The organism is Streptomyces sp. LZ34 (assembly GCF_053890475.1).
In genome coordinates this window covers 5517110-5540620 of the sequence record NZ_CM132680.1, presented here as the reverse complement: position 1 = coordinate 5540620, position 23511 = coordinate 5517110, and the positions used below count along the sequence as shown (strand labels likewise).

Annotated in this window: 27 protein-coding genes and 2 pseudogenes; 13 read left to right on the top strand and 16 right to left on the bottom strand. The window is 68.9% G+C overall.

Annotation, left to right across the window (positions count from 1 at the left end; all coding sequences use genetic code 11):
* Nucleotides 1-59: 59 nt before the first annotated feature.
* Nucleotides 60-1013, top strand: coding sequence for a beta-ketoacyl-ACP synthase III (locus ACWY4P_RS22010; RefSeq protein ID WP_456212256.1), 954 nt, complete (start codon nucleotides 60-62; stop codon nucleotides 1011-1013).
* A 52-nt stretch (nucleotides 1014-1065) separates the two neighbouring features.
* Complete coding sequence (locus ACWY4P_RS22005) at nucleotides 1066-1797, top strand: TSUP family transporter (protein ID WP_456212255.1); 732 nt, start codon at nucleotides 1066-1068, stop codon at nucleotides 1795-1797.
* An 81-nt stretch (nucleotides 1798-1878) separates the two neighbouring features.
* On the opposite strand, the gene ACWY4P_RS22000 is transcribed toward ACWY4P_RS22005, so the two are convergent.
* Nucleotides 1879-2247 carry a DUF6234 family protein gene (locus ACWY4P_RS22000; protein WP_456212254.1) on the bottom strand — a complete coding sequence of 123 codons (369 nt, stop codon included), beginning with the start codon at nucleotides 2245-2247 and terminating at the stop codon, nucleotides 1879-1881.
* Complete coding sequence (locus tag ACWY4P_RS21995; protein ID WP_456212253.1) at nucleotides 2244-2456, bottom strand: hypothetical protein; 213 nt, start codon at nucleotides 2454-2456, stop codon at nucleotides 2244-2246. Before ACWY4P_RS21995 ends, ACWY4P_RS22000 begins: the two co-directional genes overlap by 4 nt.
* A gap of 184 nt (nucleotides 2457-2640) precedes the next feature.
* Here ACWY4P_RS21995 and ACWY4P_RS21990 point away from each other — a divergent pair, with 184 nt between their 5' ends.
* From ACWY4P_RS21990 to ACWY4P_RS21980, 3 genes are all read left to right on the top strand, one after another.
* Nucleotides 2641-3489, top strand: coding sequence for a TrmH family RNA methyltransferase (locus ACWY4P_RS21990; RefSeq protein WP_456212252.1), 849 nt, complete (start codon nucleotides 2641-2643; stop codon nucleotides 3487-3489).
* Nucleotides 3490-3697: 208 nt separating this feature from the next.
* Nucleotides 3698-4156, top strand: a complete 459-nt coding sequence (locus ACWY4P_RS21985; protein WP_456212251.1) for a pyridoxamine 5'-phosphate oxidase family protein — start codon at nucleotides 3698-3700, stop codon at nucleotides 4154-4156.
* Between the two features lie 91 nt (nucleotides 4157-4247).
* Nucleotides 4248-4619, top strand: a complete 372-nt coding sequence (locus ACWY4P_RS21980) for a hypothetical protein (RefSeq protein ID WP_456212250.1) — start codon at nucleotides 4248-4250, stop codon at nucleotides 4617-4619.
* A 421-nt stretch (nucleotides 4620-5040) separates the two neighbouring features.
* Here ACWY4P_RS21980 and ACWY4P_RS21975 read toward each other — a convergent pair whose 3' ends face one another.
* The 3 genes from ACWY4P_RS21975 to ACWY4P_RS21965 form a co-directional block, all read right to left on the bottom strand.
* Nucleotides 5041-5853 carry a hypothetical protein gene (locus ACWY4P_RS21975; protein WP_456212249.1) on the bottom strand — a complete coding sequence of 271 codons (813 nt, stop codon included), beginning with the start codon at nucleotides 5851-5853 and terminating at the stop codon, nucleotides 5041-5043.
* Nucleotides 5854-6125: 272 nt separating this feature from the next.
* On the bottom strand, nucleotides 6126-6254 hold the full coding sequence (locus tag ACWY4P_RS21970) for a DUF397 domain-containing protein (RefSeq protein ID WP_456213016.1): 129 nt from the start codon (nucleotides 6252-6254) through the stop codon (nucleotides 6126-6128).
* Entirely contained in the window at nucleotides 6217-7131 is a 915-nt protein-coding gene (locus tag ACWY4P_RS21965) for a helix-turn-helix domain-containing protein (protein ID WP_456213015.1), read from the bottom strand. The genes ACWY4P_RS21970 and ACWY4P_RS21965 overlap by 38 nt, the downstream gene beginning before the upstream one ends.
* 167 nt (nucleotides 7132-7298) lie before the next feature.
* On the opposite strand from ACWY4P_RS21965, the gene ACWY4P_RS21960 reads away from it, so the two are divergent.
* Nucleotides 7299-7754 carry an ATP-binding protein gene (locus ACWY4P_RS21960; RefSeq protein WP_456212248.1) on the top strand — a complete coding sequence of 152 codons (456 nt, stop codon included), beginning with the start codon at nucleotides 7299-7301 and terminating at the stop codon, nucleotides 7752-7754.
* A 126-nt stretch (nucleotides 7755-7880) separates the two neighbouring features.
* Entirely contained in the window at nucleotides 7881-8543 is a 663-nt protein-coding gene (locus ACWY4P_RS21955; RefSeq protein WP_456212247.1) for a maltokinase N-terminal cap-like domain-containing protein, read from the top strand.
* Between the two features lie 19 nt (nucleotides 8544-8562).
* On the opposite strand, the gene ACWY4P_RS21950 is transcribed toward ACWY4P_RS21955, so the two are convergent.
* Complete coding sequence (locus tag ACWY4P_RS21950; protein WP_456212246.1) at nucleotides 8563-10866, bottom strand: protein kinase domain-containing protein; 2304 nt, start codon at nucleotides 10864-10866, stop codon at nucleotides 8563-8565.
* Between the two features lie 134 nt (nucleotides 10867-11000).
* A complete protein-coding gene (locus ACWY4P_RS21945; RefSeq protein WP_456212245.1) occupies nucleotides 11001-11372 on the bottom strand; it encodes a PIN domain-containing protein in 372 nt (123 codons plus the stop codon).
* A 234-nt stretch (nucleotides 11373-11606) separates the two neighbouring features.
* On the opposite strand from ACWY4P_RS21945, the gene ACWY4P_RS21940 reads away from it, so the two are divergent.
* Nucleotides 11607-11825: a hypothetical protein gene (locus ACWY4P_RS21940; RefSeq protein ID WP_456212244.1), complete on the top strand. Its 219-nt coding sequence runs from the start codon at nucleotides 11607-11609 to the stop codon at nucleotides 11823-11825.
* Between the two features lie 458 nt (nucleotides 11826-12283).
* Nucleotides 12284-14239, top strand: coding sequence for a hypothetical protein (locus ACWY4P_RS21935; protein ID WP_456212243.1), 1956 nt, complete (start codon nucleotides 12284-12286; stop codon nucleotides 14237-14239).
* A gap of 186 nt (nucleotides 14240-14425) precedes the next feature.
* On the opposite strand, the gene ACWY4P_RS21930 is transcribed toward ACWY4P_RS21935, so the two are convergent.
* Both ACWY4P_RS21930 and ACWY4P_RS21925 read right to left on the bottom strand, forming a co-directional pair.
* Nucleotides 14426-14641 (bottom strand): cold-shock protein, encoded by a 216-nt coding sequence (locus ACWY4P_RS21930; RefSeq protein WP_456212242.1) that lies wholly within the window; start codon nucleotides 14639-14641, stop codon nucleotides 14426-14428.
* Between the two features lie 10 nt (nucleotides 14642-14651).
* A complete protein-coding gene (locus ACWY4P_RS21925) occupies nucleotides 14652-15128 on the bottom strand; it encodes an SRPBCC domain-containing protein (RefSeq protein WP_456212241.1) in 477 nt (158 codons plus the stop codon).
* Between the two features lie 77 nt (nucleotides 15129-15205).
* Between ACWY4P_RS21925 and ACWY4P_RS21920 the strand changes: the two genes are divergently transcribed.
* Nucleotides 15206-15751 carry a hypothetical protein gene (locus ACWY4P_RS21920; protein ID WP_456212240.1) on the top strand — a complete coding sequence of 182 codons (546 nt, stop codon included), beginning with the start codon at nucleotides 15206-15208 and terminating at the stop codon, nucleotides 15749-15751.
* Between the two features lie 328 nt (nucleotides 15752-16079).
* Nucleotides 16080-16352: pseudogene (locus ACWY4P_RS21915) on the top strand (ABC transporter permease); the annotation flags it as partial.
* Between the two features lie 113 nt (nucleotides 16353-16465).
* On the opposite strand, the gene ACWY4P_RS21910 reads toward ACWY4P_RS21915, so the two are convergent.
* Nucleotides 16466-17596 (bottom strand): FAD-dependent oxidoreductase, encoded by a 1131-nt coding sequence (locus tag ACWY4P_RS21910; protein WP_456212239.1) that lies wholly within the window; start codon nucleotides 17594-17596, stop codon nucleotides 16466-16468.
* Between the two features lie 182 nt (nucleotides 17597-17778).
* On the opposite strand from ACWY4P_RS21910, the pseudogene ACWY4P_RS21905 reads away from it, so the two are divergent.
* Nucleotides 17779-18227, top strand: a pseudogene (locus ACWY4P_RS21905) (zinc-binding dehydrogenase); the annotation flags it as partial.
* 227 nt (nucleotides 18228-18454) lie between these two features.
* Here ACWY4P_RS21905 and ACWY4P_RS21900 read toward each other — a convergent pair.
* Together ACWY4P_RS21900 and ACWY4P_RS21895 are read right to left on the bottom strand one after the other, a co-directional pair.
* Nucleotides 18455-19081: a glyoxalase gene (locus ACWY4P_RS21900; RefSeq protein WP_456212238.1), complete on the bottom strand. Its 627-nt coding sequence runs from the start codon at nucleotides 19079-19081 to the stop codon at nucleotides 18455-18457.
* A 39-nt stretch (nucleotides 19082-19120) separates the two neighbouring features.
* Complete coding sequence (locus ACWY4P_RS21895) at nucleotides 19121-19681, bottom strand: pentapeptide repeat-containing protein (RefSeq protein ID WP_456212237.1); 561 nt, start codon at nucleotides 19679-19681, stop codon at nucleotides 19121-19123.
* 66 nt (nucleotides 19682-19747) lie between these two features.
* Here ACWY4P_RS21895 and ACWY4P_RS21890 point away from each other — a divergent pair, with 66 nt between their 5' ends.
* Entirely contained in the window at nucleotides 19748-19891 is a 144-nt protein-coding gene (locus ACWY4P_RS21890) for a hypothetical protein (RefSeq protein WP_456212236.1), read from the top strand.
* On the opposite strand, the gene ACWY4P_RS21885 is transcribed toward ACWY4P_RS21890, so the two are convergent.
* The 4 genes from ACWY4P_RS21885 to ACWY4P_RS21870 form a co-directional block, all read right to left on the bottom strand.
* Nucleotides 19872-20660, bottom strand: coding sequence for an ABC transporter permease (locus ACWY4P_RS21885; protein ID WP_456212235.1), 789 nt, complete (start codon nucleotides 20658-20660; stop codon nucleotides 19872-19874). The two genes, ACWY4P_RS21890 and ACWY4P_RS21885, sit on opposite strands and share 20 nt — an antisense overlap.
* On the bottom strand, nucleotides 20657-21643 hold the full coding sequence (locus ACWY4P_RS21880) for an ATP-binding cassette domain-containing protein (RefSeq protein WP_456212234.1): 987 nt from the start codon (nucleotides 21641-21643) through the stop codon (nucleotides 20657-20659). Before ACWY4P_RS21880 ends, ACWY4P_RS21885 begins: the two co-directional genes overlap by 4 nt.
* Nucleotides 21644-21718: 75 nt before the next feature.
* Nucleotides 21719-22564: a DUF4097 family beta strand repeat-containing protein gene (locus ACWY4P_RS21875; RefSeq protein WP_456212233.1), complete on the bottom strand. Its 846-nt coding sequence runs from the start codon at nucleotides 22562-22564 to the stop codon at nucleotides 21719-21721.
* Between the two features lie 110 nt (nucleotides 22565-22674).
* Nucleotides 22675-23193 carry a toxin-antitoxin system HicB family antitoxin gene (locus tag ACWY4P_RS21870; protein WP_456212232.1) on the bottom strand — a complete coding sequence of 173 codons (519 nt, stop codon included), beginning with the start codon at nucleotides 23191-23193 and terminating at the stop codon, nucleotides 22675-22677.
* Nucleotides 23194-23511 lie beyond the last annotated feature (318 nt).

Sequence of the window (23511 nt, the reverse complement as noted above, 5' to 3'; positions counted from 1 at the left end):
ATATTTCCCGGCAGTGAGCGTAGACAGTGTCTGCCGCCGTCGAGCCGAGGAGAACAGCCTTGTCGGGAAGCCGCATTGCCGCCCTGGGGCACTACCAGCCGTCGCGGGTGCTGAGCAACGACGATCTGTCGGCCATGGTCGACACCAGCGACGAGTGGATCCGCCGCCGCACCGGCATCGCCACGCGCCGTATCGCCGCGGCCGACGAGTCGGTCACCGACATGGCGACCGCCGCCGCGGGCAAGGCGCTCGCCGGAGCCGGACTGAGGCCCTCCGACATCGGCCTGATCACCGTGGCCACCTGCACCGCGATCGACCGCAGCCCCTCGACCGCCGCACAGGTCGCGGCCCGCCTCGGCATCCCGTCCGCCGTGGCCTTCGATCTGAACAACGCCTGCGCGGGCTTCTGCACCGCCCTCGCCTGCGCGGACCACTCCGTACGGGCGGGCGCCGCCCGCCACGCCCTGGTCATCGGCGCCGAGAAGATGTCCGACGTGACGGACTGGAGCGACCGCAGTACGTGCGTGCTGCTCGGCGACGGCGCGGGCGCCGCCGTGATCAGCGCCGCCGAGGACGCCGGGGATGCCGGGATCGGCCCCGTCGCCTGGGGCTCCGACCCCACCCGCGCCGACGCCGTACGCCTGGTCGACGACTGGCACCCGTACTTCGCCCAGGAGGGCCAGACCGTCTTCCGCTGGGCCACCACCGAACTCCCCGCCATCGCCCGGGAAGCCTGCCACCGCGCCGGGCTGGCCCCCGCGGACCTCGCGGGCGTGGTCACCCATCAGGCCAACCTCCGCATCATCGAGGCCGTCGTACGCCAACTCGGCCTCCCCGAGCATGTGGTGATCGCCCAGGACGTCGTCGAGTCCGGCAACACCTCCGCCGCGTCCGTCCCGCTCGCCCTGTCCAAGCTGACGGCACGCGGCGACCTGCCCTCGGGCGCCCCGGTGCTGCTGCTGGCGTTCGGTGGCGGCCTGTCGTGGGCGGGGCAGGTCGTGGCCTGCCCCTGAGGAGTCGCCTGGCCCTGAGGAGCGAGGAACAGGGCATGAGAAGCTTTCGGCCATGAACGGTGGGGCGGCGGAACTGCTGCTCGGCGGCGTCGTCCTGCTGGGCGCCTCCGTGCAATGGCTGACGGGGATGGGGTTCGCCCTCATCGCCGTGCCCGCCCTCGTCATGCTGCTCGGCCCGGCCCAGGGCGTAGCCCTCGCCAACTGCGCGGCCGGCGCCATCTGCGCGGTGGGGCTCGCCGGCGGCGGCTGGCGGCGGGTGCGGCTGAGCGCGATGGTCCCCCTGGTCGCCGCCTCCGCGTGCACCGTCCCGGCCGGTACATGGGTGGCCGCCCACCTGCCCGAACCCGTCCTCCTCGCGGGAATGGGCGGCCTGGTCACCGTGGCCGTGCTGCTCGTGATGGCGGGCACGCGCGTGCCCGCCCTGAGCGGGGTCAAGGGAGCGCTGACGGCGGGAGCCGCCGGGGGCTTCATGAACTCCTCGGCCGGGGTCGGCGGCCCGCCCGTGTCCTTGTACGCGGTGAACGCGGGCTGGACCGTCCGCGAGTTCGTGCCGAACGCGCAGTTCTACGGGATCATCGTGAACGCGTTCTCCATCGCCGCCAACGGGGTTCCCCGCCTGGACGCGGGCGTGTGGGGGTTCGCGATCGCCGGAATGGTGGTGGGCGGGCTCATCGGCAAGGCCCTCGCCGAACGCGTCCCGGAGAAGGGGGCCCGACTGCTCGTCCTCCTGCTCGCACTGGGCGGCGGGCTGTCCACGCTGGTCAAGGGGGTGTGGGAGCTGTGACCCCGGGACTGTGATGCCCCGGGACTGTGAAGGTCCCGGAACCGCAGCCGACTCGCCCCGCGAGCCCGAGCGCGGCGACCCTCACTGTACGTCCGCGCACTCCGGGGCGGCCGGGGTCGCATAGCACTCCCGCTGATGCTGCTCCTTGTGCGCGCTCTCGCCCATCGCGTTCGTCACCGCCATGGCGATGAGGGTGATGACCACGACCACCGCCTGGCCATAAGCCGCCGCCCCCGCGCCGCGTACACCGGCGATGACCCCCGCCACGGCGGCGACAACGGCCACCACGCCCATCTTCACGATGTACGGGTCGACGGCGCCTGGGAGGTAATTCGGATCCCAGGAGAAGTACTCCTCGGCCCAGGCCCCGACGAAGAGCATCGCGACCAAGATCAGTTGGGCCGCGACCACGGCACAGGAGGCACAGCCGCGACCCGGCGGCTTCGTCACCGGCCCGCCTTGTCCCGGGAGGGGCCGGCCGCGGCCATGACGGCCTGCCACGGGGCCGCGTCGAAGATCAGCAGGATGGAGGTGATCCGGCCGCTGCGGAACCGGAAGTCGTCGCCGATCTGGGCGGCGGCCGTCGCGACGTCCCCGCGGAATCGGGCGTCGTGGTAGGCCCTGGCGGTACGTCTGGCCGGTGAATCGGCGGTGGTCATGTCGTCTCCGTTCGCTCTGTCCGTCCCGCGTCCAGGTACCGCTCGACCCGGCGCTGGTTCAGAACCGGCTGAATGACAGGCAGCCGGCCTCCACCAGGTAATCTGCGTCGCGCGCCGGTACGGAGTCTGACGGGCCAGAGCGTGTCAAAGGAAGTCATCGGACGCTTCACACCTTGGGAGACAGGTGCCAGTGGCCCAGCGGATCACCTCTCGCAACGCCCGGTTCCAGCAGTGGCAGGCACTGCTCACCAACCGCAGCAAGCGCCAGCGGGCGGGTGAGTTCCTGGTGCAGGGCGTGCGACCCATCTCACTGGCGGTGGAGTACGGCTGGCCGGTGCGTGCACTGATCTTCGATGGGAGCCGGAGTCTGTCGCGGTGGGCTCAGGAACTGCTGCGGACGGTACGGACCGAGCAGATCGCCATGGCTCCGGATCTGCTGGCGGAGCTCGGTGAGAAAAACGAGTCTGCCCCCGAGGTGATCGCCGTGGTGGGCATGCCCGCCGACGACCTCGGCCGGATCGCGGTCGGGGACGACTTCCTCGGGGTGCTGTTCGACCGGCCGACCAGCCCAGGAAACATCGGGAGCATCATCCGCTCAGCCGACGCCTTCGGCGCGCACGGCCTGATCGTGGCTGGGCACGCCGCCGACGTCTACGACTCCAAGTCGGTGCGCGCCAGCACCGGTTCACTGTTCGCCCTGCCCGCCGTCCGGGTACCGTCGCCCCGCGAGGTGACCGACTGGGTGGCCGTCCAGCGCGCCTCGGGGCGACCGGTCGTGCTGGTTGGGACGGACGAGCACGGCGACTGCGACGTCTTCGACTTCGACTTCACCCAGCCGCTCCTGCTCCTGGTCGGCAACGAGACCAGCGGACTCAGCAACACGTGGCGCGAGCTGTGCGACTACACGGTGAGCATCCCGATGACCGGCGCGGCGAGTTCCCTGAACGCCGCCAACGCCTCAACGGCGATCCTGTACGAGGCCGCTCGGCAGCGAATCGCCGCACGGAATCGCAGTCCGCGCAGCACGCGCTGACCAGGAGCCGCGGCCCCGAAATCGGTTGAACTGGCTCAACCTCCGTTCCCGTGGCCGGGCGCTGCTGATGCGCGAAAGCTCTGGCTACCGGCCGGGCCGATGAACAGTGCCTCGGCGCCGACCGGGCGGTATGAGGGCGGACTCCGGCTGTGGCTCTAGGACCACGGCCCGAGGTGTTCGGGCCCTGTGGCCAGTACCGTCGCGAGACATGAACATCGCCAAGGAACCGCGCAGCACTGAACAACGGCGGCGTGACGTGCTCCAAAGACTGCAGACAGAGGAGGACGTCTGGGTGGCGTCGGCCGACGCGGACGGACTGCCGTGCCTGGTGCCGCTGTGGTTCCTCTGGGACGGAGCGGCGATGTGGATGTCGACGAGGGTCACCAATCCCACCGGGCGCAACCTGCGGGATACGGGTCGGGCTCGCCTTGCGCTGGGCCACACGCAGGATGTCGTCCTGATCGACGCCAAGGTGGAAACCTTCACCGCTCAGGAGGCACCGGCCGCCGCGGCGGACGCTTTCGAGCGGAAGTGGGGCTGGGACCCGCGGAAGGATCACGCCTCCTACGCGTATTTCAAGGTGCTTCCGCAGGCAATACAGGCCTGGCATGGGCAGCATGAACTCAAGGGCAGGCACATGATGCGCAACGGAGAGTGGAGCACCTGATCCACGCGGTCGCCTCCTCGGGAGGGGTCCCGCGGCCGGCGGTTTAGAAATGCCGAGCGGGAATCCCCCCTGAAGACAGGAGGTCCAACTGATGAGCAACGGTATGCGCTGGAGGGCGGCGACGAGTGCCGCGACGCTGACTCTGGCGGGCACACTGGGGATCGGCCTGATGACGCCGGTGGCGCATGCCGCCGGCCACGGTCCCTGCTACGACGGGCGGTGCAAGATCACCGTGTCGGCGCCAAGCAGCATCAAGGTCAACAGCCACCGGTTCGGGTTCGGGAAGCTGCGGATCACGCACGTCAGCTCCCGGTCCGTGAAGATGGCGGCCACCACCACGGGTGGCGCGCGCCTGAGCGGCAGCACCAGTCCGGGCGGCACGGTCAGGCTCAACAACCCGAGCATCCGGGTGAAGTCGGCCACCGGACACAAGGCCAGGCTGGTGCTGACACCCACGTCCTGAGCTTGTCGTTGAACCCCGGCGCGTTCGTCTTGCGCCGGGGTTCGCCGTTTTCCGGACAGCGGGCGCAGCCGTGTGCGGCCGGACACCTTCCGCCGGCCCGGGTGGGCGTCCCGGACTGTCCCGGACGCCCGGAATCGTTGCCGAGCAGGCCGGACACCCCGAGGCTTTTGCTCACCGCCCCGTGTCGGCGGCCCCGCGTTGTCATCCGCCGATGTCAACGACGGCAGGCAAGAGGCTCAGGCCGCCGGACCTCCGAGACGTCCGGTTCGTGCCCGTGCCGCACTCCATCTCATCAGCCACCAAAGGAGCTTCGCCATGCACCGCACACCTGCGAAGTCGAAGATCCACGGCAAGTTTCAGCAGCGGGACGACTACCCGTACCTCGTGACCTCGTACGACTACTACCAAGGCCGCCGTTCGGTCAGCAGGCCACGGGCAGGTCTCTGCAGTCGCGACAGCGGGTGGGTTCCGGCCCGCGGAAGGCGCGTTCGCAGCCGTCGCAGGTCTGCCAGGGCAGGGGAACGGCTGGGGGTGTCCGGGGCGCGGGAGCGGCGGGCGTGGGGAGGGGTGGCTCGCTGAGGCGGCACGCCAGGATCCGGGCTGGGCGGGCGAATAAGCGGTCTGGGAGGCCGGTGGTGAGCGCGCCGGTGATCTGCCTGGGGCCCACGCCTGCCGCCAGCCACTGCGTGACGGCCGGGGCCAGTTCGGCCACCTCGCGCCTGGACAGGATCAGCCGTGGGTCGGCGATCCGCAGCGAGGTGAGGACGGCGACGGCCTGTTCGTCGGCGTCGGCGAGTGGCGGCGGGGGAGTGGGTGCGGGGGTGGTGGGTTCCGGCGCTGGTGGGGTGGGCTGTCGGGGGCGCGGTGGCGGGGTGGGCAGGTCCCGTTTCGGTACGTCGTGGAAGTACGTACGCGTACGGATCAGGCCGCCGGGCCCGCGCTCGCGGCGCCGCTCCAGATAACCGGCGGCCTCCAGCTCCCTGAGTGCTCGCGAGATCAGGATCTCGCCCTCGGTGAAGTGCTCGCACAGTGCGGCGATGCTCACGGGCGCGCCGTCGGGCAGCGAGAGGATGTAGGCCGCCACGCCGATCGTGACCGCGCTTCCGCGCCGTTGCGCGAGGGCGTTGGCGATCACCGTGAAGTTGGCGTTGAGTCGGGTACGGACGTGGATCACGCCGGAGGTCGTTGCTCCGGCGTCGACGCGCGCGTGCGCGTTAGACTGCGGCTCAGCCATCGGGAAGTCAGCTCTTCCTGATCGGTCAGGCCCTCGTTCGGGATTGCCGTCCCGACCGGGGGCCGTCGTCTGTCTGGGGTTGTTGCGGCGAACGTAACCGCCTGCATCCCACACCCGCAAGCCGGTCACTCGTACGGGTGACGTGCGGGAAGGGAGGGTGGGTGGGGGGTTCTTTACCCCAGGTTCTTTAGGGGAGTTCGTGGCCCGCCGGACCCCCGCGTACGAGGGTCCGGCGGGACGGGAAAGCCGAGCGCGGCCGGTGCCCGATGGGCTCAGATGCGGTGGTCGGTCTGCAATCTGGTTATGAAGGCTGTCCAAGAAGTCACTGGGAAGAGCAGCGTGGGGCCTTGGGGGTTCTTGCTGTCACGGACGGGCACGACGTCGGGGATCCCGTCGGCCACCTCCACGCAGTCGCCACCCGCCTGGTTGCTGTAGCTGCTTTTGCGCCAGGCGACGCCGTTCAGGTCGGGACGGGACACTCGCTCCACGGTGGTTGTCCTCCATCACGGATCGGATCATGTCGAGTGACATGAGTGGGGGCAGGGCTACTGCCCGTAGCCGATCGTAGGACAACGCATAGCGTGTGACGTCCGTTGGTTCCTCGATGAGTTGACCGAAGTCCGCACCCTCCTTGTAGGCCACTTTGGTGTCGTCCGGCAGGGTCAGCACGGTCAGGGATCCGCCCATCACCTCGTGCCCGCCTTGGTCGAACGGCAGCATCTGCACGGTGATGTGGCGTTCCGAGGCGGCCTCCAGCAGCCGGGCCAACTGGCCTCGCATGACGGCCCCGCCACCGACCGGTCGTCTCAACACCGCCTCGTCCAGGACGACCCACAGCTCGGGCCGGTCCGGCGAACGTAGTCGCTCCTGCCGTCCCAGCCGGGCGGAGACGCGCTCCTCCAGTTGCTCCTCGCCGCTGAGCAGCGTGTCCAGGCTGAGGACGGCCCGCGCGTAGTCCTCCGTCTGTGACAAGCCAGGCACCACCTGCGCCGCGTACTCCCTGATGGACACCGCCCGTTCCGAGTACGCCATGAACGCCCGCGACCAGTCCGGGAACGCCTCGCGGTACACGTACGGCCACATGTCGATCAGCAGGTTGTCCGCCCCGAGGATCGTGTCGAGCACCTGCGTCAGCTCCAGCGTCGGTTTCGCTCCCGAGGCCCGCTCGATCTGGGTGATCCGCGTGCTGACCACATGCGCCTTCGCGCCCAGCTCGGCCTGGGTCAGCCCTGCGGCCAGCCGGAGTCTGCGCACCTGCGAGCCGAACAGCGCCGCCATGGACGACTGGGGATCAATACCTTTGGCCAAAACATCACTTCCGTTCCTTACGGGATGAGAGGTAATGCGTCACGGCCTTTTGAGCGTAGACCCGCCAGGCGACCCTTGAGTACGGAACGTCACGGTCCGCACACGCTGCGAATCGTACGAAAGAGCGATGGACAGAAATGGACAACACCGTGCTGAAGGCGACCACCATGCCGGACGAAGGCGTGCAGCTCCCCTCGACACCGCGCGGGGCGCGGCTCGCGCGGCGGCTCGCCGTGCGGCGCATGAGGGAGTGGGGCTACCCGCCCGCTTCGGACACGTCCTGCACCGTGGCCCTGCTGGTGGCGGAGCTGGCTTCCAACGCCGTACGGCACGGCCGCGTGCCCGGGCGGGACTTCCGGCTCCGGCTCGCCTTCACGCCGCCGACCCGCACGATCCGCATCGAAGTGTCGGACGCCCGCGAGGACCGGCTCCCGGTCAGGCCGCCGACCCCCTCGGCCGAGGACGAGACGGGTCGGGGCCTGCTGCTCGTGGAGCTGTTGGCCATGCGGTGGGGTGTGACCCCTCGTCACCCGGTCGGGAAAACGGTGTGGACGGAGGTGGCGGCCGACCGCCTGGAGAGCGTGTCTCTTTGATGGGTCGCGTCTCCGGTCGCGTTGGCGTCAGAGCCGCCGATGGAGCCGCTCGTGTCAGTGGAGGTGGAAGAAGTGCGTCATGATCGAACGCGTATCAGTCGTCAAGCTCCGTGAGGACCTTTCGGCATGGCCGTCATCCACCACACCACCCTCAAGCCGACCAAGCTGGAACTGCTCACCTCCTGGCTGCCCTCCCGCCCGTGGTACGGCGGCGCCGGTGAGCCCAGGCCGGCCAAGGCCGGCGGCTTCCGGCTGGACGACCCGCAGGGCGATGTCGGGATCGAGTTCATGGTGGTCACCGACGCCGCCGGGGCTGAGCCGATCAGCTACCTGGTGCCGCTGACCTATCGCGGTGCCCCTCTCGACGGGGCGGAGCATGCCCTCGTCGGGACCATGGAGCACGGGGTGCTGGGGCGCCGCTGGGCCTACGACGGCTGCCATGACCCGGTGTTGGTCGCCCAGTTGTGGGCCCTGATCGAGGGGCGGGTCCAGGCTCAGGCGCAGAGCATCACCGACACCGTCGACCGGGAGGTCACCCGCTCCTACGTCGGTGCGGGCCTCACGTCGGAGGAGGCCACGGCCCCTGCCATCGATGACCCCGAGGGCACCAGGCTGACCGCACCGGGTGGCACGACCCTGCATCTGCACCGGGTCCTGCGGCCCGCCCCCAGCGGCGCGTCGCCCCTTCCCGAAGGAGCCACCGGTCATGTCGGCGGTGCCTGGCAGTTGCCGGACGGCACCCGCGTCCGCGGGCTGTTCGCCGCCCTGCACACCGGCTCTCGGGGCTAGGTTCTGTCGCTCTCCGAGCTCAGACCGACAGCGCGGTGATGCTGTCGCCGATGGCGACGTACAGCCGCCCGAAACCGGCTGCGGCTTCGAAGGTCTCCGACGGCGTGTACCTCCACCGTGACTTCCCGTTCGCCGCGTTCACGGCCCAGATGAACGGCCACCGATAGTCGTCGTCCGGCTCGTAGTAGTAGCCCACGTCGCTGGCGATCCGCTGGCCGACCAGAACGTAGACGGTGGAGTCGGCGACCAGAAGGTTCACTAGGCCGACCTTGCCTTCGGGGATCACGGAAGAGCGCCACTTCTCGTCGCCGGACCGGGGATCGAGCGCGTGGAGCGTCAACGTCGTACGTCCGGCGGCGTCCTCGGTCTGCGTGGTGACGAAGACCTGCGAGCCGTTCGCGTTCGCCGCCGGGATGCCGAAGCCCCCGTACCCGTTCGCGGGCTGCCTCTTGGTCCAGATGCGGACTCCGGTGGCGGGGTCGAAGGCGGTCAGACGGTCGGCCGCGTAGACGAGGGTGCCGCCCGCCGGGCACAGGTTGGGGAGTTGGCTGACATCGCCCATGGCCTCGGGTAGAGGCACTGTCCATCCCGGAGCCCCGTTCTTCCGGGCGTTGAGCACCTGGAGGCGGGCCTGTTGTCCGCTGCCGTACGTGGACATCAGGTGGAACACCCGGTCTCCAGAGCGCGGCACGACCACGGTGCCGAACCCTTCGGACTTGGTGACCTCGCGCTCCCAGATCTTCCGGCGCGACGCGGTGTCCACCGCCCAGACCATGTTGAAGGTTCCTCTTTCGACCGTGCTGCCGGTGGCGTAGACGATCCCGTCCCGCCCACCGGATATCGAGCCGATGTAATAGGGGTGCGGGGCGACGGCCGCCGACCACGTCCGCTTCCCTCTCGCGAGATCGACGGCGACCACCTGTGCGTCCACATCGCTCGCGGCATCGACGGGGAGCGGGCCCCCGGCGCCGAGGTAGAGCATGCCCTCGCGGATCACACCGGCGCAGACTCCCCTGGTCCCGAGGACGTCCAAGCCCAGCAGGGGCAGCCTCCAGCGCGTGTTGCCCGCGGTGTCGAAGCTCCAGACCGCTTCGGCGGACTCGTCCGAGTCGGGCCGAGATCCCATCCACAGGACGCCGCCGTCGTACGCGATGAGTGAGTCGATTCTCGGGACGCTGCTCCGCCACAGCGGACGCGCTTCCGCCACATCGCCGATCTTCGGCGCCGAGCCCGTGTTCTTGCCGCCACCGCCACCGCCACCGCCGCCGTTGCCGTTGCCGCCGAAGCGCGTCGCGGCGATCACCCCACCGCCGACGAGGACGGCCGCGCCTCCGGCCATGCCGAGGACTGCTCGACGGCTCGGTCTCGCGGCGTCGGTCTGATCGGCGGCTGTCGGCACCTGGACGGCCGGCTCGGTGTCGAGCGCCGCGAAGGGCACCGGTGCCGTGGTGTCCATGACGGTGCCGTGGCCGTTATGGCTGCTCTGGCCGTCTGATCGGTCGGAGGCTTCCGCGCGGTGCTGACTGCCCCGAGCCAGCGCGGCCAGTACGTCCGCGATCTCAGGCCGTTCGTCCGGCTCTTTGGCGAGACATGCCTCGACGGTGTCCCGGAGGGGCCCTGACAGGTCGCCGAGCCGGGGCTGTTCGCTGATGATCCGGTGCACGATCGCGGGGATGGTCTCGGCGTCGAAGGGGCCGCGCCCGGTGGCGGCGAAGCCCAGGACAGCGCCGAGCGAGAACACATCACTCGCGGGCCCTGCCTGGTCCGCGCGCACCTGCTCCGGCGACATGAACGCGAACGTGCCGATGACCACGCCCAGGGAAGTCAGCGCACTGGCGTCCGCGGACCGGGCGATGCCGAAGTCGATGATGCGCGGCCCGTCGGTCGCCATGATGACGTTGCTGGGCTTCAGATCGCGGTGCACCAGACCACACTCGTGGATCGCCGCGAGTCCTTCGGCGAGCCCGGCCCCCAGGGCACGCAGGGCGTCCGGGGTGAGCGGGCCGTCCGTGGTGACGACCTCGTGCAGGGAGGGGCCGGGGACGTACGCCGTGGCCAGCCATGGTGAGGCCGCGTCGGGGTCGGCGGCGATGACCTGCGCGGTGTGGAAGCCGCCGACGCGCCGTGCGGCCTCGACCTCCCGGGTGAAGCGGCGGCGGAACTGCGGATTCCTGGCGTGCTCGGGGCGGATCACTTTGACCGCGACATGGCGGCCGCCGGGAGACCTGCCGAGGTAGACCTGCCCCATGCCACCGGCGCCGAGCCGCCCCTCCAGGATGTAGGGGCCGATTCGGTCGGGGTCTGTCGGGAGCAAGTCGTCCATCAGCGTCCTTTCCGGCCCCGGTGTCGTCTCCCGGTACCCATGTCCGCTTCCTCTGTACCGAGTTGCCCGTGGCGAGTCGAGCGCAGTCTGCCAGATGACGTGCGGGGCTGCCCCTCGACGATGGTGGAGCCCTGTCAGCGGTCGTGGAGGACTCGCGGCCGGGTGACGGGGACGACGGTGAGCAGGTCGTCCAGCCCCTTGAGGTCGTCGGGGTTGGTGGTGAAAAGAGGGAGGTCTTCGGCGATGGCGACCGCGGCGATCATCAAGTCGGCCACTCTGAGCCGTGGTTTGCGGCCGGCGCTGATCACGGCTGCGCAGACTCGACCGTAGACGCGGGCCGCTTCCGCATCGAAGGGGATGGGGTCGAATTCGTTCTCGGCGCGCTGGAGCACATCCATGCGCCGGGCGCGCTCGGCGTGCTCGTCGTAGTCGTCCTGCTCCTCGTTCCGCCGGACCTCGTGGGGACCTGCGGAGAGCTCTGCCAGGGTGCTCCAGCGGCGTACCATCCCGCCAGACCTGGACGGGCCCGAGCACCGCGATCCGAAGCCGCTGCGGCTGCGGTTCGTGCTGTCGCCGCCGCTGCGGTCGTCCCTGAGGCGTTCCCCCGTCCACCTCGAAGCCTCCGCCCCCCACATCATCGAAATTTCATCTGCATTGCAGCGTCTGCGGCGATGGTTGGCAAGACACGACTGGGTACCGCTGGAAGCGTGGGGTTCATGGCTGGGATGAAAAGACGGCATGTGAACAGAGTCGTCTCCGACGCCAGGTTCGCTCTCAATCGGGGCGATTTCACATTCGAGGCCGTCATCGACATCAATACGCGCGCCAATCCCTCCATGAGAAAGATTCGCGGCGCCGTGGACGAACTCGTCTCCGCCATCGAGGCAGTGGGCTGGCAATGCGTCGGCGTCCGACCCTTCCTCGCGTCAGTCGAAATGCAGTTCGTCCGCGCCGTTTAGTCACGGTGATCGGACATGTAACACCGTGTGGTGCTCGGGGACGAACTCGTTGCGAGGGCAGGCGGTGCCGGGACTGAATATCTGTCAGAAGCCGTCAAGGGGGCAGCGTGGACGATCATCATCTGGGGGCCAGGACCGGGAAAGGGGAGCCGCAGGAGGGACAGCGGCCTCGGTTCGTCGCTCCGCCGGTGCCGGCGCAGCCTGTGCCTCAGGTCCCGCGGGAGACTCCCGCACGGCCTGCCCGTCCCCCGGAACTGACGGGCTCCGCCGAATCTCCCGCGCCCGGTGCGCCCGGTGGAGCCGGGGGGTCCGCCGCGCCTGGCGTATCCGGGGACGCGGCCGGGACGTATCCGCCGTTCCCCGCTCCTCCGGCTGTGCCTCCGCTGCCACCCCATCCGCCCGCCGTACCGCCGCCGGGACCTGCCGGGCATGGGTTTGCGGGCAGGCGCCGCAAGGAGGTGGTCCTGTCGCTGGCCGGTGCAGTTGTCGTGCTGGCGATCGTACTGGCCGGCGTGTTGTGGCCTGATGGTTCGGAAGGTTCCGGCGGAGCGGGCGAAAGTCCCACGGGGGCGGGCGGAGCATCTCCTGCCGCCGCGGCGGCCCGGGGTGCAGCGGCGGCCCGGGCGATGGACAAGCTGCCAGGTGTGCAGCTGTCGGCGGTCTATGCGCCGGGCGACGGCAAGCCCGTGACCCGGGCCGAGATGACCGTCACCGCCGAGGGGAAGGCGACGGGGACCCTCAACGCGCCTGTGACCGGCAAGGCCGCCATGGCGTGGTCCGGTGACCAGCTCTATCTCAAGGGCGACAACGACTTCTGGGCGCAGCAGAACCCGCACTACGGGAATGACCTGACGAGCAGCGGCCGCTGGATCGCCCCGGAAAAGCGCGACGGCTACTACATGCTCGACAGCTTCGGAGTGAACGCGGGTTCCTTGACTCCGAAGTCGTTCGCCTCCGTGGTACGGGAAGTCACCTCCGATCCCTCCGTGGAACAGGAGGACGCCGGGAGCCTGCAGGGGCGCAGGGCAACGTCCTACACGGCGCAGGGCCGGACGGTCGTCCTCACGTCTGACGCCCCGTACACGGTCCTCGCCATCGGGATCAACCCCGTCCAGGCCAGCCCGATCGAGACGGCCGCCTGGCACCCTTCCGCGAGCACCCTGACGCAGACCGCCGGCCACCGAGCCGTGCCGGTCGACGACGGCGACAGTTACTACAACCCCTACCTCATCGCTGTGCCGAAACCCGCCACGGACAAGGAAACCGCCGCCGCCGGCGCGGCTGCTGACAAAGCAGCCGAGGCAGCCGTTCCACCCTCATCGACTGCGAAGGAAGCCTCGTCTCAGGGCCCGAACTTCACGACCAAAATGAACAGCCCCTACCTGTGCACGTCCAAGCCGTGCTCGTACTCCATCACGGTCACGAACGAAGGGGACGAGCCGGCGGAGGCCATCCTCCATGTGAGCTTCCCGGGCATCCCCGACCGGGCCCACCCGCTCGGCACGCTGGCCCCCAACGAGTCCAAAGAGGTCAGCGGTACGCGTCCCAACGCGGCGGCTGGGACGGGGAAGACCGTGCGGCACACCGACTACGCGTGGGTGTACTCGCCCGCGTTCTACGGGCCTGACCCCAAGGTGGCCGAGCGTCTGCACGCACGGAACCTGAAGCCGGACGACGTGTTCGTCGCCACCCCGCTGAAGCCCATGGTCGCGAAGCTGCTGGACCTGATGACGCAGGGGACTTCCATCGATGACACGGAGGCCAACAACAACGCAGTCGAGGCCCTACGTGGCGCCAACGGTCGGGGGCAGCTTCCCTTGCTGGGGGCGATCGCGGACTCAGGTCGCTTGTCGAACACCAAAGACCTGGCCGGGAACGTGATCAAAGCCAACAAAGCCAATAATCCAGGCGATGTCCGCGTACTGGAACAGGTTGCCCACCTGATGAAGACCGATCCGAACGCGAAGGTGATCTACGACGGACCGTATGAAATCAACGGCAAAAAATTCAAGACCGACTACATGGTCATCTCCTCCAAGGGAGGGGAGGAGATCAAGAAAGCGTTTCAAGTCAAGACCGTCAGTTCTAGGAGAAACCTGCGGGACCACGTGAACAAGGGTGGCGAGCAGCTCAATGGTGAGGGCGGAGGGGCGGAACCCGAGAGCGCTCCCCCCGGCTTTGATCGTGTCCTCCAGATCAACATCGAGCCGGGTTTCGCGGACCTGTTTCTCAAGAACACGGCCGATCTGGAGAGTTTCCTGTTTTCGACCAGGAAATACGCTACGGTCCGAGAAAATCTGTGCAAGCAGAGGAAAGACGGCAAAGGGCCCCGTATCCAGCAACTGGTCATCGTCAACGGGGCCGGCACTCACGTATGGGCCGACCTGAGCAAACTCTGTAAGACGGATCGCTGAACCGTCGGCCGTAGCGTTTTCGAGCACGAAATGACCGGCTGCCGCAGCGGAACCACGGCAGCCGGCCATAACGGCTTCGGGGTAACGACCTTGCGGCGGTAGCGCAACCGAGCCGGCCGAGGCGCGACGGGAGCTGTCGGCCTGAGTGCGCGGCCCTGCGATTGGTGGCCCCCGGGCGGGCCAGCGTCAGGGGACGATGCGCACCGCCCGGTAGTCGTATCCGTCCTGCTCGAAACCGGGCGCTTCCCATGCGAGGGCGACCCGCTGCCCTTGCGCCAGGGAACGGAACCCCTCCATCTCGACAGCGCTGAAATGACCCCAGCAGCCGCCCGGGGTGTCGGGGCAGTCGAGCACGCCCCAGCCTTCCTCGTCGTGCCACTCGCGTACCGTCGCAGTCACCATGAGCGGGACCCTACCCAGGCTCCGCCTCCTGTGCCTCGACGAGCCGGGCGAGGTTGGCCAGCGCCATCCGCGTACCGGTCTCATTGTCGGCGGCGGGCACGGCATCCGGAATTCCTTCATGTACGACGAGGACATCCGTGCCGCCGCCGTCCGCGTCGGTGAGTGTGGTCGTCATCGTCATCGTGGCGCGCAGCGCGGCATTCGCGGTCTCGAACTCGAACACCTCGACCACCTGCTCGTCCGGTACGAGCTTCGCGAAGTGGCCGTGGTACGTGTCGGTGTGCGGAGCCGACTTGCCGGTGCCGACCGGTTCGTCGTAGGTGAGCGAGATACGGAACGCCCCGCCTTCGCGGGCGTCGAATGTGTGCACATGGCTGCTCATACCGGTCGGCACCCGCCATTTCGCGAGGGCGTCCGCGTCCATAAGCGCCCGGTAGACGACCGAACGCGAGGCATTCACATGTAGGGAGACCCGCGTGGAGTACATGACGCCAACATAGCGTCGACCAGGAGCGGTAAGTAGGGTCGGACCTCATCTGTCTGATCTCTTCCCGAGGCGGCCCCGTGGGCGACACGTACTCACCGATACCTGAACTGAATCTGCTCAAAGAGTTTGATGATGAGTGCACGGACTTCTACTCGCCAGGGTTCGAACTGCGGGAGTACGGCAAAGGGTTCTGGCTGGATTCGGAGAACTCGGAGTTCGATGACCGAGTGATTCCCTTCGCCCAAGCCACCACGTCCGGTTCCCTTTACGCGCTGTGGCGGTCCGACGACCGGGCGGACCTCGCCACGCTGCCCGTCCTCTTCCTCGGTGACGAGGGGGATCTCTACGTCGTCGCGCACAATCTGCGGGATCTGTTCTGGGATCTCCTCGACGAAGAGTTCGACGGCCCCGCTCCCACCCGCCAGACGTACCTCGACACCCGCCATGCGTACCTCACCTGGTTGAAGCGGAAATTCGGGCCCACAGCGCCCACGTTTGAGCGGAGCCCCATGGAGGAGCACGGCTGGCGGTTCGTGGACTGGCTGCTGAGCGTGGGGGAGGAGGACGCCGCTGATGTGGTGATCGAGAATCTCGACCTTTTCGAGGTGCCGCGCCCCTCGTGATCGGTGACCGGACGGCGCTGCGACCGACATGAGTCGTCGGTCGCAGCGCCTTGCTGTGCTTGGCGTGCACCTTATGCGCGCATTGCTCCCTTTGGTGGGGTCGATGGCTCCGTCCATCGAAGGCGAGATTGAAAAAGTTAAGGTTCTCGCGTTATGAACTTAAAAAACTCAAGGCGCAAATGAATGGTAGGCGCGTCACCGAGAGCAAGGGAGCCGAGGGTGGACTGGCAGGAGCTGACGGACCTGACGCGCGGACGGCCGTTCGTGGTCGAGCGGGTCCGCCTCGCCGACAGCGGTGTCGTGGTCGAGGGGCAGTTCGAGCCGCCGCAGCTGGCTCCCCGAGGCGGTCGGCAACGCGGCCATGCCGCTGATCCTCCTGCCGCTCATCTCGAGCGCCTTCATCCCGGCCGACACGATGCCCGGCTGGTTCCAGCCGATCGCCGAGTACCAGCCGTTCACCCCCGCCATCGAGACCCTGCGCGGGCTGCTGCTGGGCACCGAGATCGGCCACAACGGATGGCTGGCCGTCGCCTGGTGCGTGGGGCTGACCGTGCTCGGCTACTTCTGGCCCATGTCGCTGTTCAACCGCGACCCGAAGTAGTGGGAGAGGGACCGGTCAGCAGCTCGTCCCACTTCAGCTCCCACTTCAGCTCCTACTCCAGGGCGGCGTACTCCGACACCGCGTCGGCGTACGCCGCCCGGGGCTTGCGCGGCCTATTGGCCCTTCTCGGCGATCATGTTGAGCAGGCCGTGGGCTGTGTTGTTGTCGGAGTCGATCCCCTGCATCTCGGCACCTTCAAAGGTGGCGACCTCGGCGCTGCGGGGGAACATGGCCTGCTCGTACTCGGTGAGCGCGGCCTCGATGTCGTCGGGGTGCGCGGCGAGGGCCTTGCCGAGTTCGGCGCCGTCGAGCATGGCCAGGTTGGCGCCTTCGCCGTTCGGGGCCTGGAGGTGGGCGGCGTCGCCGAGCAGGGTCACCCCCGGCACCCGGTCCCACCTGAGCTCGGCCGGCAGGGCGTGGAAGGAGCGCAGAACCGGCGCGGTGTCGCCGTCGGTGATCAGCGAGGTGAGTTCCGGTGCCCAGCCGTCGAACTCGGCCGCGATGCGCGTGGTCACCGCGGCGGCATCGGTGAAGTCGACGGCGGCGAACCAGTCCTGCGGCCTGCTGAGCATCACGTAGATGTGCAGCGTGTCGCCGCTCTCCCGGTGGGCGAAGAGCTCCCTGCCCGGCGAGGGCGCCATCATCGACCCGCCGCCGACCGTCTTCGCGGCGACGGGGTGCCGGGTGTCGGCCTCGTACAGATAGGTCTCGACGCACGACGTACCGGTGTACTCGGGTGTGGCGGTGGAGAGCAGCGGCCGCACCCGTGACCACGCGCCGTCCGCACCGACCAGCAGGCCGGTGACGGTGGTGGTGCCGTCGGCGAACGTGACCTCGTAGCGGGCATCGCCGAGGGCACGGGTGCCGCTCACCTTGTGCCCCCATCGGACGGTGCCGGCCGGAAGCGAGTCGAGCAGTATCCGTCGCAGCTCGCCACGCTGCACCTCGGGGCGGCCGCCCGTGCCGTCGTCGGCCTCCTCGAACACGACGGTCCCGTCCAGGTCGATGACCCGCATCGCCTGGCGGCCCTCCAGGATGATGGAGCGGAACTCGTCCATCAGGCCGGCCGCCTCGAGGGCGAGCTGACCGTTGTAGTCGTGGATGTCGAGCATTCCGCCCTGCGCGCGCGCCGACGGGGAGGTCTCGGCCTCGTAGACCGTGGCCGGGATGCCGTGGACGTGCAGGACGCGGGCCAGCGTGAGGCCGCCGAGTCCGGCGCCGGTGATCGTGACTGGTGTGCGCATGATGACTCCTCGGGATCGGGCCGCCCGGTGAGTTCCGGCCGGCCGTCTCCGGAAAGGTGCCGGACCCCGCCGACGAGCTGCCGACACCCGGCCGACGGCCCCCGATGCGTCACCGACACGCGTAGGCCGTCAGCAGGCGTTCGGTGTCGGTCATCTGGTTCAGCCAGCCGTCGCGGACCACGTCGATCGGCATCGGCGCCTTCGCGGAGAAGACCCGCGTCGCCGCCGGCCAGTGCACCAAGGTCGACCCCTCCGTCGCACCCCAGGTGGCCGGACTGATCGGCTGCGGAGTCATGGTCGGCATCGGCGCGTCCATCAACACCGGCAACGTCGGCCGCGGCGAACCGTCGCCGTCATCGGCTGCGGCGGGGTCGGCGCCGCCGCGATCCGAGACCTCACTGCCGGCTTCGGCGCCGACGTCGTCATCGAAGCAGTCGGCTGCCCCGAGGCCTACCGTCAAGCCTTCTACGCCCGCGACCTCGCCGGCACGGTCGTCCTGGTCGGCGTGCCCACCCCGGAGATGAAGCTCGAACTGTCCCTCCTGGACGTCTTCGGCCGGGGCGGATCCCTGAAGTCCTCCTGGTACGGCGACTGCCTCCCGTCCCGGGACTTCCCGATGCTGATCGATCTGCGAGCGCGTTCGACCGGATGCACGAGGGCGACGTACGGATCGCCGTAGTCGGCCGGGACCCCAATGGAGTACCCGACTCATCGCCGCCTCTTGCAGCAGGGTGATCAAGGTCGGCACGTATTGCTGCTCACCCGCGGCGTGGTCAAGGTCGTCGCCAGTTCGGAGAGCGGTTACGAGATGCTGCTCGCCGTCCGGGTGGCTGGTGACAGCCAGGCAGCAGTGACACATCAGGGCGTGGGCGCCGGCAATGCGGCCTCCCACGCAAACCCGTCCGGGTCGGTGAAAGGCCCGGCATCGCCGCCGATCACGAGCCGGTGCGATCCGGTGCCATCGGGGGAGACGCCGGCGTCCTTGGCAAGGGCGCGGCGCTTGTACAGCCCGAGCTTGACGGGACTCGACCCGGTGTCGAACTCGACGTACTTGGAGCCGAAGCTCTTCGCTACGGCAAGGCCTTGCTCGACGTAGAACCGCTTGCTCGCGGTCACGTCTGCGACTCCCAGCAGGAGCACGATCTCGTCGATCTGGCGGGTGGCAGGGCCGGTGTCCTTCTTCGCCGAGGTGGCGACCTTCCAGATCGTCCCGTCCGGGGCCTGCACGACGCCGCCGTAGCCCCAGAGTGACTTCGCGGCAGGCTTCAGCGACGTGGCGCCGGCGTCGAGGGCGGAGTCGATGAGGCTGTTGACGGTGGCCGGCTGGGACACCGTGAGCGAGAGCGTGAACCCGCGGAAGCCGGTTGTGGGTGCCTGCGCGGACCGCAGGCGAATCTGCGTGTCCAAGCCGAAGGCGGTGGTGTAGAAGCGGTTGGCGGCCGTGGGGTCGGCCACGTCGAGGGTGACGGATTCGATGGATGCCATGGCCATCACGCTAGATGCGCCACGGTGACCGGTGCTTCTTCATTCCTGATCGGTTGTGTCACGCGGCGAGCGCCAGGCCGAAGGCAATCTCAGGCCGGTCGGCATGGGTGATCCTCTCGGCGGGAGCAGCCCGGTCGGCGCGACACCCTCCGCGGCAGAGAAGTCGACCCTGCCACCGCTGAACTTCGCGTGGTCGAAGTCGACCGTGCCGCCCGAGAACACCGCGCCAGGGAAGCTGACAACGCCGCTGGAGAACTCCGCTCCGGAGAAGTCGACCGCGCCTCCGGAGAACACCGCGTCGTAGAAGTCTCCGCCGTCGAAAGCGACGGCGGTGAAGTCGAGGTCATGGCCGCGCCAGGAGTGGGTATCCCCGGTCGGCAGGCGGAGGTGGTCGCGGACGAGGCGGACGACCGTGTGCCGGACTTCCCGCATGCCCAGGTACGTATGCCGGGCCTCCGTGTCGCCCTGCGGGAGGTCGGCCTCCGCGGTATACGGAAGGCGGAGGTAGGCGCACAGGACGTCGATGCACGTCTGGCGCAGCTGGCGGGTGGGGGCATCGTCGGCGAGACTCGCCAGGGCGTGGACGCCGCCGAGGCGCACGGCGGCGGATTCGCCGTTCAGCCCGGCGCCAGGGGAGATGTCTCACACACTGACAAGACCGGTTAGGTGGACGGCTGGTTGCGGCTGCTTTCGGACGCGGACGGGGCGGCGTACGCCGACGCGGTGTCGGAGTACGCCGCCCTGGAGCGGGACGGGCTGCGGGAGGCGGCCCGTGCGGTCGTTGTTCCGGCTATTTCGGGTCGCGGTTGAACACTGCCTTGGACCAGTGGTAGCCGAGCACGGTCAGGCCCAGGCACCAGGCGATGGTGATCCAGCCGTTGTTGCCGATCTCGGTGCCGAGGAGCAGGCCGCGCAGGGTTTCGATGGCGGGGGTGAAGGGCTGGTATTCGGCGATGGGCTGGAACCAGCGGGGCATCGCGTCGACCGGGACGAAGGTGCTGGAGATGAGGGGGAGGAAGATCAGTGGCATGGCGTTGTTGCTGGCGGCCTCGGGGTTGGGGCTGGACAGGCCCATTCCGACGGCGATCCAGGTGAGTGCCAGGGCGAAGAGCGCGATCAGCCCGAATGCCGCGATCCATTCCAGGGGTGTGGCGTTGGTGGAGCGGAAGCCGATGGCCAGGGCGACGGCGCCGACGAGGATGATGCTCATGATCGACTGGAGGACGCTGCCGATGACGTGTCCGATGAGTATGGATCCGCGGTGGATGGCCATGGTGCGGAAGCGGGCGATGATGCCTTCGGTCATGTCCATGGAGACGGATACGGCGGTGCCGATGGTGGTGCTGCCGATGGTCATCAGCAGGAGGCCGGGGACGAGGTAGGCGAGGTACTGGGAGCGGTCGGCGCCGCCGCTCATGCCGGCGCTCATGGTGTCGCCGAAGATGTAGACGAAGAGCAGCAGGAGTATGACGGGTGTGAGCAGCAGGTTGAGGGTCATGGAGGGGTAGCGCCGGGCGTGCAGGAGGTTGCGGCGCAGCATGGTGTTCGAGTCGCGTAGGGCGAGGGAGAGGGTGTTCATCGGGCTGTCTCCTTGGGCTGGTTGGGCTGGTTGGTGTTGCTGGTGAGGGCGAAGAACACGTCGTCGAGGTCGGGGGTGTGGACGGTGAGTTCGTCGGCTTCGATGCCGGTGGAGTCCAGCCGGTCGAGGATGGAGCGCAGTTCGCGTTGGCTGCCGTCGCTGGGGATCTGGAGTGCGAGTGCTTCGTCGTTGCGGGTGGCTTCGTGCAGGGCGTGGGCGGCGGAGTGGTAGGTGGCCGGGTTGGTGAAGCGGAGTCGGATGTGTCCGCCGGGGATGAGTCGTTTGAGTTCGTCGGCGGTGCCTTCGGCGGCGATTTTGCCGTTGTTGAGGAGGGCGATGCGGTCGGCGAGTTGGTCGGCTTCGTCGAGGTATTGGGTGGTGAGGAAGACGGTGACGCCGTCGGAGACCAGTTCGCGGATGATCTGCCACATGTTGTGGCGGGAGCGGGGGTCGAGGCCGGTGGTGGGTTCGTCGAGGAAGATGATGCGGGGGTTGCCGACCAGGGTCATGGCGATGTCGAGGCGGCGTTTCATGCCGCCGGAGTAGGTGGAGGCGGGTTTCTTCGCGGCTTCGGTGAGGTCGAAGCGCGCCAGCAGTTCGGCGGCGACTCGACGTCCTTCGCGCTGGGGGAGGTGGTGCAGGTCGGCCATGAGGAGCATGTTCTCCTCGCCGGTGATCAGGCCGTCGACGGCGGAGAACTGCCCGGTGACACCGATCGCCGCGCGCACCTTGTGTGGTGATGTGGTGATGTCGTGGCCTGCGACCTGGGCCTGTCCGCTGTCGGCGGTGATGAGTGTGGACAGGATGTTCACGGCGGTGGTTTTGCCGGCGCCGTTCGGGCCGAGCAGCGCGAACACCGAGCCGGCTGGGATGTGCAGGTCGATGCCGTCCAGGACGGTCTTGTCGCCGTACGACTTGCGCAGATCAGTGGTGGAGACGGCGGCCGGCGACGCGTGACCGTCGCCGCGCCTGGACGTGGGCATGACAGAGGAAGGCATGGGGCTCTCCGCTCGAAGGCTGAGGTGAGTGGGGGACGGGGTCGGTTGAGGGTGTGGTGCTCAGGCCTTGGCGCGGCGGACGTCGATGTTGCCGTACCGGGTGCGGGCGCGGACCTTGACGGTGTCCTCGGCCTTCTCCGGGGCCTCGGACCCGATGAGCGCGTTGCGCACCTGCCCGGAGCCCGAGCTGACGTCGAGCCAGGCGGCCGTGCCCTTACGGACGCCGACCTCGATGGCGCCGTAGGAGGTCTGCAACTGGACCTTGCCGCAGGACACTTCGCCCACACGCAGGGTGCCGTGGGCGGTGGTGGCGTCGACCGAGGCCTCGGCGCGCCGGATGTCGATGTCGCCGTTGGCGCCGCTCACCCGCAGCTCGCCGGTCGCGGCGCCGACGGTCGTGGTGCCGTGCGAGTTCTTCAGGACGGCGGGGCCGTCGACGAGGCCGACGCGCAGGCTGCCGGAGCTGGTGCTGATCTCGGCCATGCCCTCGACCCGGTCCACGGTGATCGAGCCGTGCGACGCGGTCAGCCGCAGCGGGCCGGTCGTGTCGAGGCGGACGTCGCCGGACGAGGTCTTCACGCGGACCTCGCCGAGCCGGCCCTCGCCGAGCACCTGGGCCCAGGCGCCGGTCATGTCGACGCGCGAGCCCGTGGGCAGTTCGACCGTCACATCGACGGTGCCGGTGCGGCCGAACAGATAGCGCTGCTTGGGCGTCCTGACGGTCAGTACGCCGCTCGCGTAGGTGACCTCGGTCTGGTCGGCCGCGCGGACGTCCTGGTCCTTCTTCGGGTCGCGGGGCCGCACCTCGACGACGGTGTCGAGGCGGTCGCCCGCGGTGAACTGGATGGAACCGGCCTCCACGTGCGCCGTGGCCGAGATCGGTTCGGGGGTGTCGAAAGAAGGCATGGCTGTCCTGTCCTCTTGAGTCTTTGGGACGTCCCCGCTGGTGGGACGTGGTGTGGGTGAAGTGGCGTGGGTGAAGTGGTGTGCGTGAAGTGGCGTGGGCCGGGGCGCGGCTAGCGCGCCCAGCCCGTGATGCTCTGTTCGATGGTCTGGGTCTTCTCTGCCGTACGCGGCCGGTTGCCGCCGTCGACCGCGGCCGACACGGCGCGCACCAGCCAGGCGTTGACCGACAGGCCCTCGCGACTCGCGGCCTCCTCGGCGCGGGCCTTGAGGTGGGTCGGCAGACGCAGGTTGACGCGGGAGGTGCCGCCCTCGTCGCCGTCGGCCGGGGCCGGGGTCTTGAACGGTCCGACGGGCGCGGCCGGCTCCAGGGGGGCGCCGCCATCGGTGGGCGGCGGTGTCACCACGAAGTCGGGGTCCAGCCCGCGCAGCCGTACGCCGACCGAGCCGGGGGCGAGCTCGCGGGTGACCTCGTCCATCGCGGCGGAGAGCATATTGAGCATGGTCAGACGGGTCGCCGACTCCAGAGGAGCGGTGAGCCGCTCGGCCAGCTCGCGGGCATCATCCCCGCCGGCTTCGGCGGCCACCGCGAGTTCGCGGCGGAGGGTGTCGACATACGGGGTGAGGTCCATGGCGTCATCATGGCAGCATCGTGGCGCCATTCGCAAGCCTGAATGGCACCTTGTGTGGGGTGGGTTTCGCGGAGACCATCTGACCTGCGGAAATGCGAGGAGAGCGCCCCGGGTCATGGTGGTGCCCTACGTGCCCACGTGGTTTTGGGGGCACGGAATGGCGGCGGGAGATACCGGGTGGCGCCAAGCGGTGCCACCCGGTGTCATGTGACGCCATGTGCTGCGTCTGACCGCTCCGCGGTCACCTGGCTGACCGTCGACGACGGCGGCTTCGGCATCGGGCGAACGGCTGGTTACGCAACAATGACATTCGGGCGT

Coding starts and splice junctions, on each gene's coding strand:
- ACWY4P_RS22005 (WP_456212255.1), top strand. CDS start 1,066: ATGAACGGTGGGGCGGCGGAACTGCTGCTCGGCGGCGTCGTCCTGCTG.
- ACWY4P_RS21995 (WP_456212253.1), bottom strand. CDS start 2,456: ATGACCACCGCCGATTCACCGGCCAGACGTACCGCCAGGGCCTACCAC.
- ACWY4P_RS21985 (WP_456212251.1), top strand. CDS start 3,698: ATGAACATCGCCAAGGAACCGCGCAGCACTGAACAACGGCGGCGTGAC.
- ACWY4P_RS21980 (WP_456212250.1), top strand. CDS start 4,248: ATGAGCAACGGTATGCGCTGGAGGGCGGCGACGAGTGCCGCGACGCTG.
- ACWY4P_RS21975 (WP_456212249.1), bottom strand. CDS start 5,853: ATGGCTGAGCCGCAGTCTAACGCGCACGCGCGCGTCGACGCCGGAGCA.
- ACWY4P_RS21965 (WP_456213015.1), bottom strand. CDS start 7,131: ATGGCGGCGCTGTTCGGCTCGCAGGTGCGCAGACTCCGGCTGGCCGCA.
- ACWY4P_RS21960 (WP_456212248.1), top strand. CDS start 7,299: ATGGACAACACCGTGCTGAAGGCGACCACCATGCCGGACGAAGGCGTG.
- ACWY4P_RS21955 (WP_456212247.1), top strand. CDS start 7,881: ATGGCCGTCATCCACCACACCACCCTCAAGCCGACCAAGCTGGAACTG.
- ACWY4P_RS21950 (WP_456212246.1), bottom strand. CDS start 10,866: ATGGACGACTTGCTCCCGACAGACCCCGACCGAATCGGCCCCTACATC.
- ACWY4P_RS21945 (WP_456212245.1), bottom strand. CDS start 11,372: ATGGTACGCCGCTGGAGCACCCTGGCAGAGCTCTCCGCAGGTCCCCAC.
- ACWY4P_RS21930 (WP_456212242.1), bottom strand. CDS start 14,641: ATGGTGACTGCGACGGTACGCGAGTGGCACGACGAGGAAGGCTGGGGC.
- ACWY4P_RS21925 (WP_456212241.1), bottom strand. CDS start 15,128: ATGTACTCCACGCGGGTCTCCCTACATGTGAATGCCTCGCGTTCGGTC.
- ACWY4P_RS21910 (WP_456212239.1), bottom strand. CDS start 17,596: ATGCGCACACCAGTCACGATCACCGGCGCCGGACTCGGCGGCCTCACG.
- ACWY4P_RS21900 (WP_456212238.1), bottom strand. CDS start 19,081: ATGGCATCCATCGAATCCGTCACCCTCGACGTGGCCGACCCCACGGCC.
- ACWY4P_RS21885 (WP_456212235.1), bottom strand. CDS start 20,660: ATGAACACCCTCTCCCTCGCCCTACGCGACTCGAACACCATGCTGCGC.
- ACWY4P_RS21880 (WP_456212234.1), bottom strand. CDS start 21,643: ATGCCCACGTCCAGGCGCGGCGACGGTCACGCGTCGCCGGCCGCCGTC.
- ACWY4P_RS21875 (WP_456212233.1), bottom strand. CDS start 22,564: ATGCCTTCTTTCGACACCCCCGAACCGATCTCGGCCACGGCGCACGTG.
- ACWY4P_RS21870 (WP_456212232.1), bottom strand. CDS start 23,193: ATGGACCTCACCCCGTATGTCGACACCCTCCGCCGCGAACTCGCGGTG.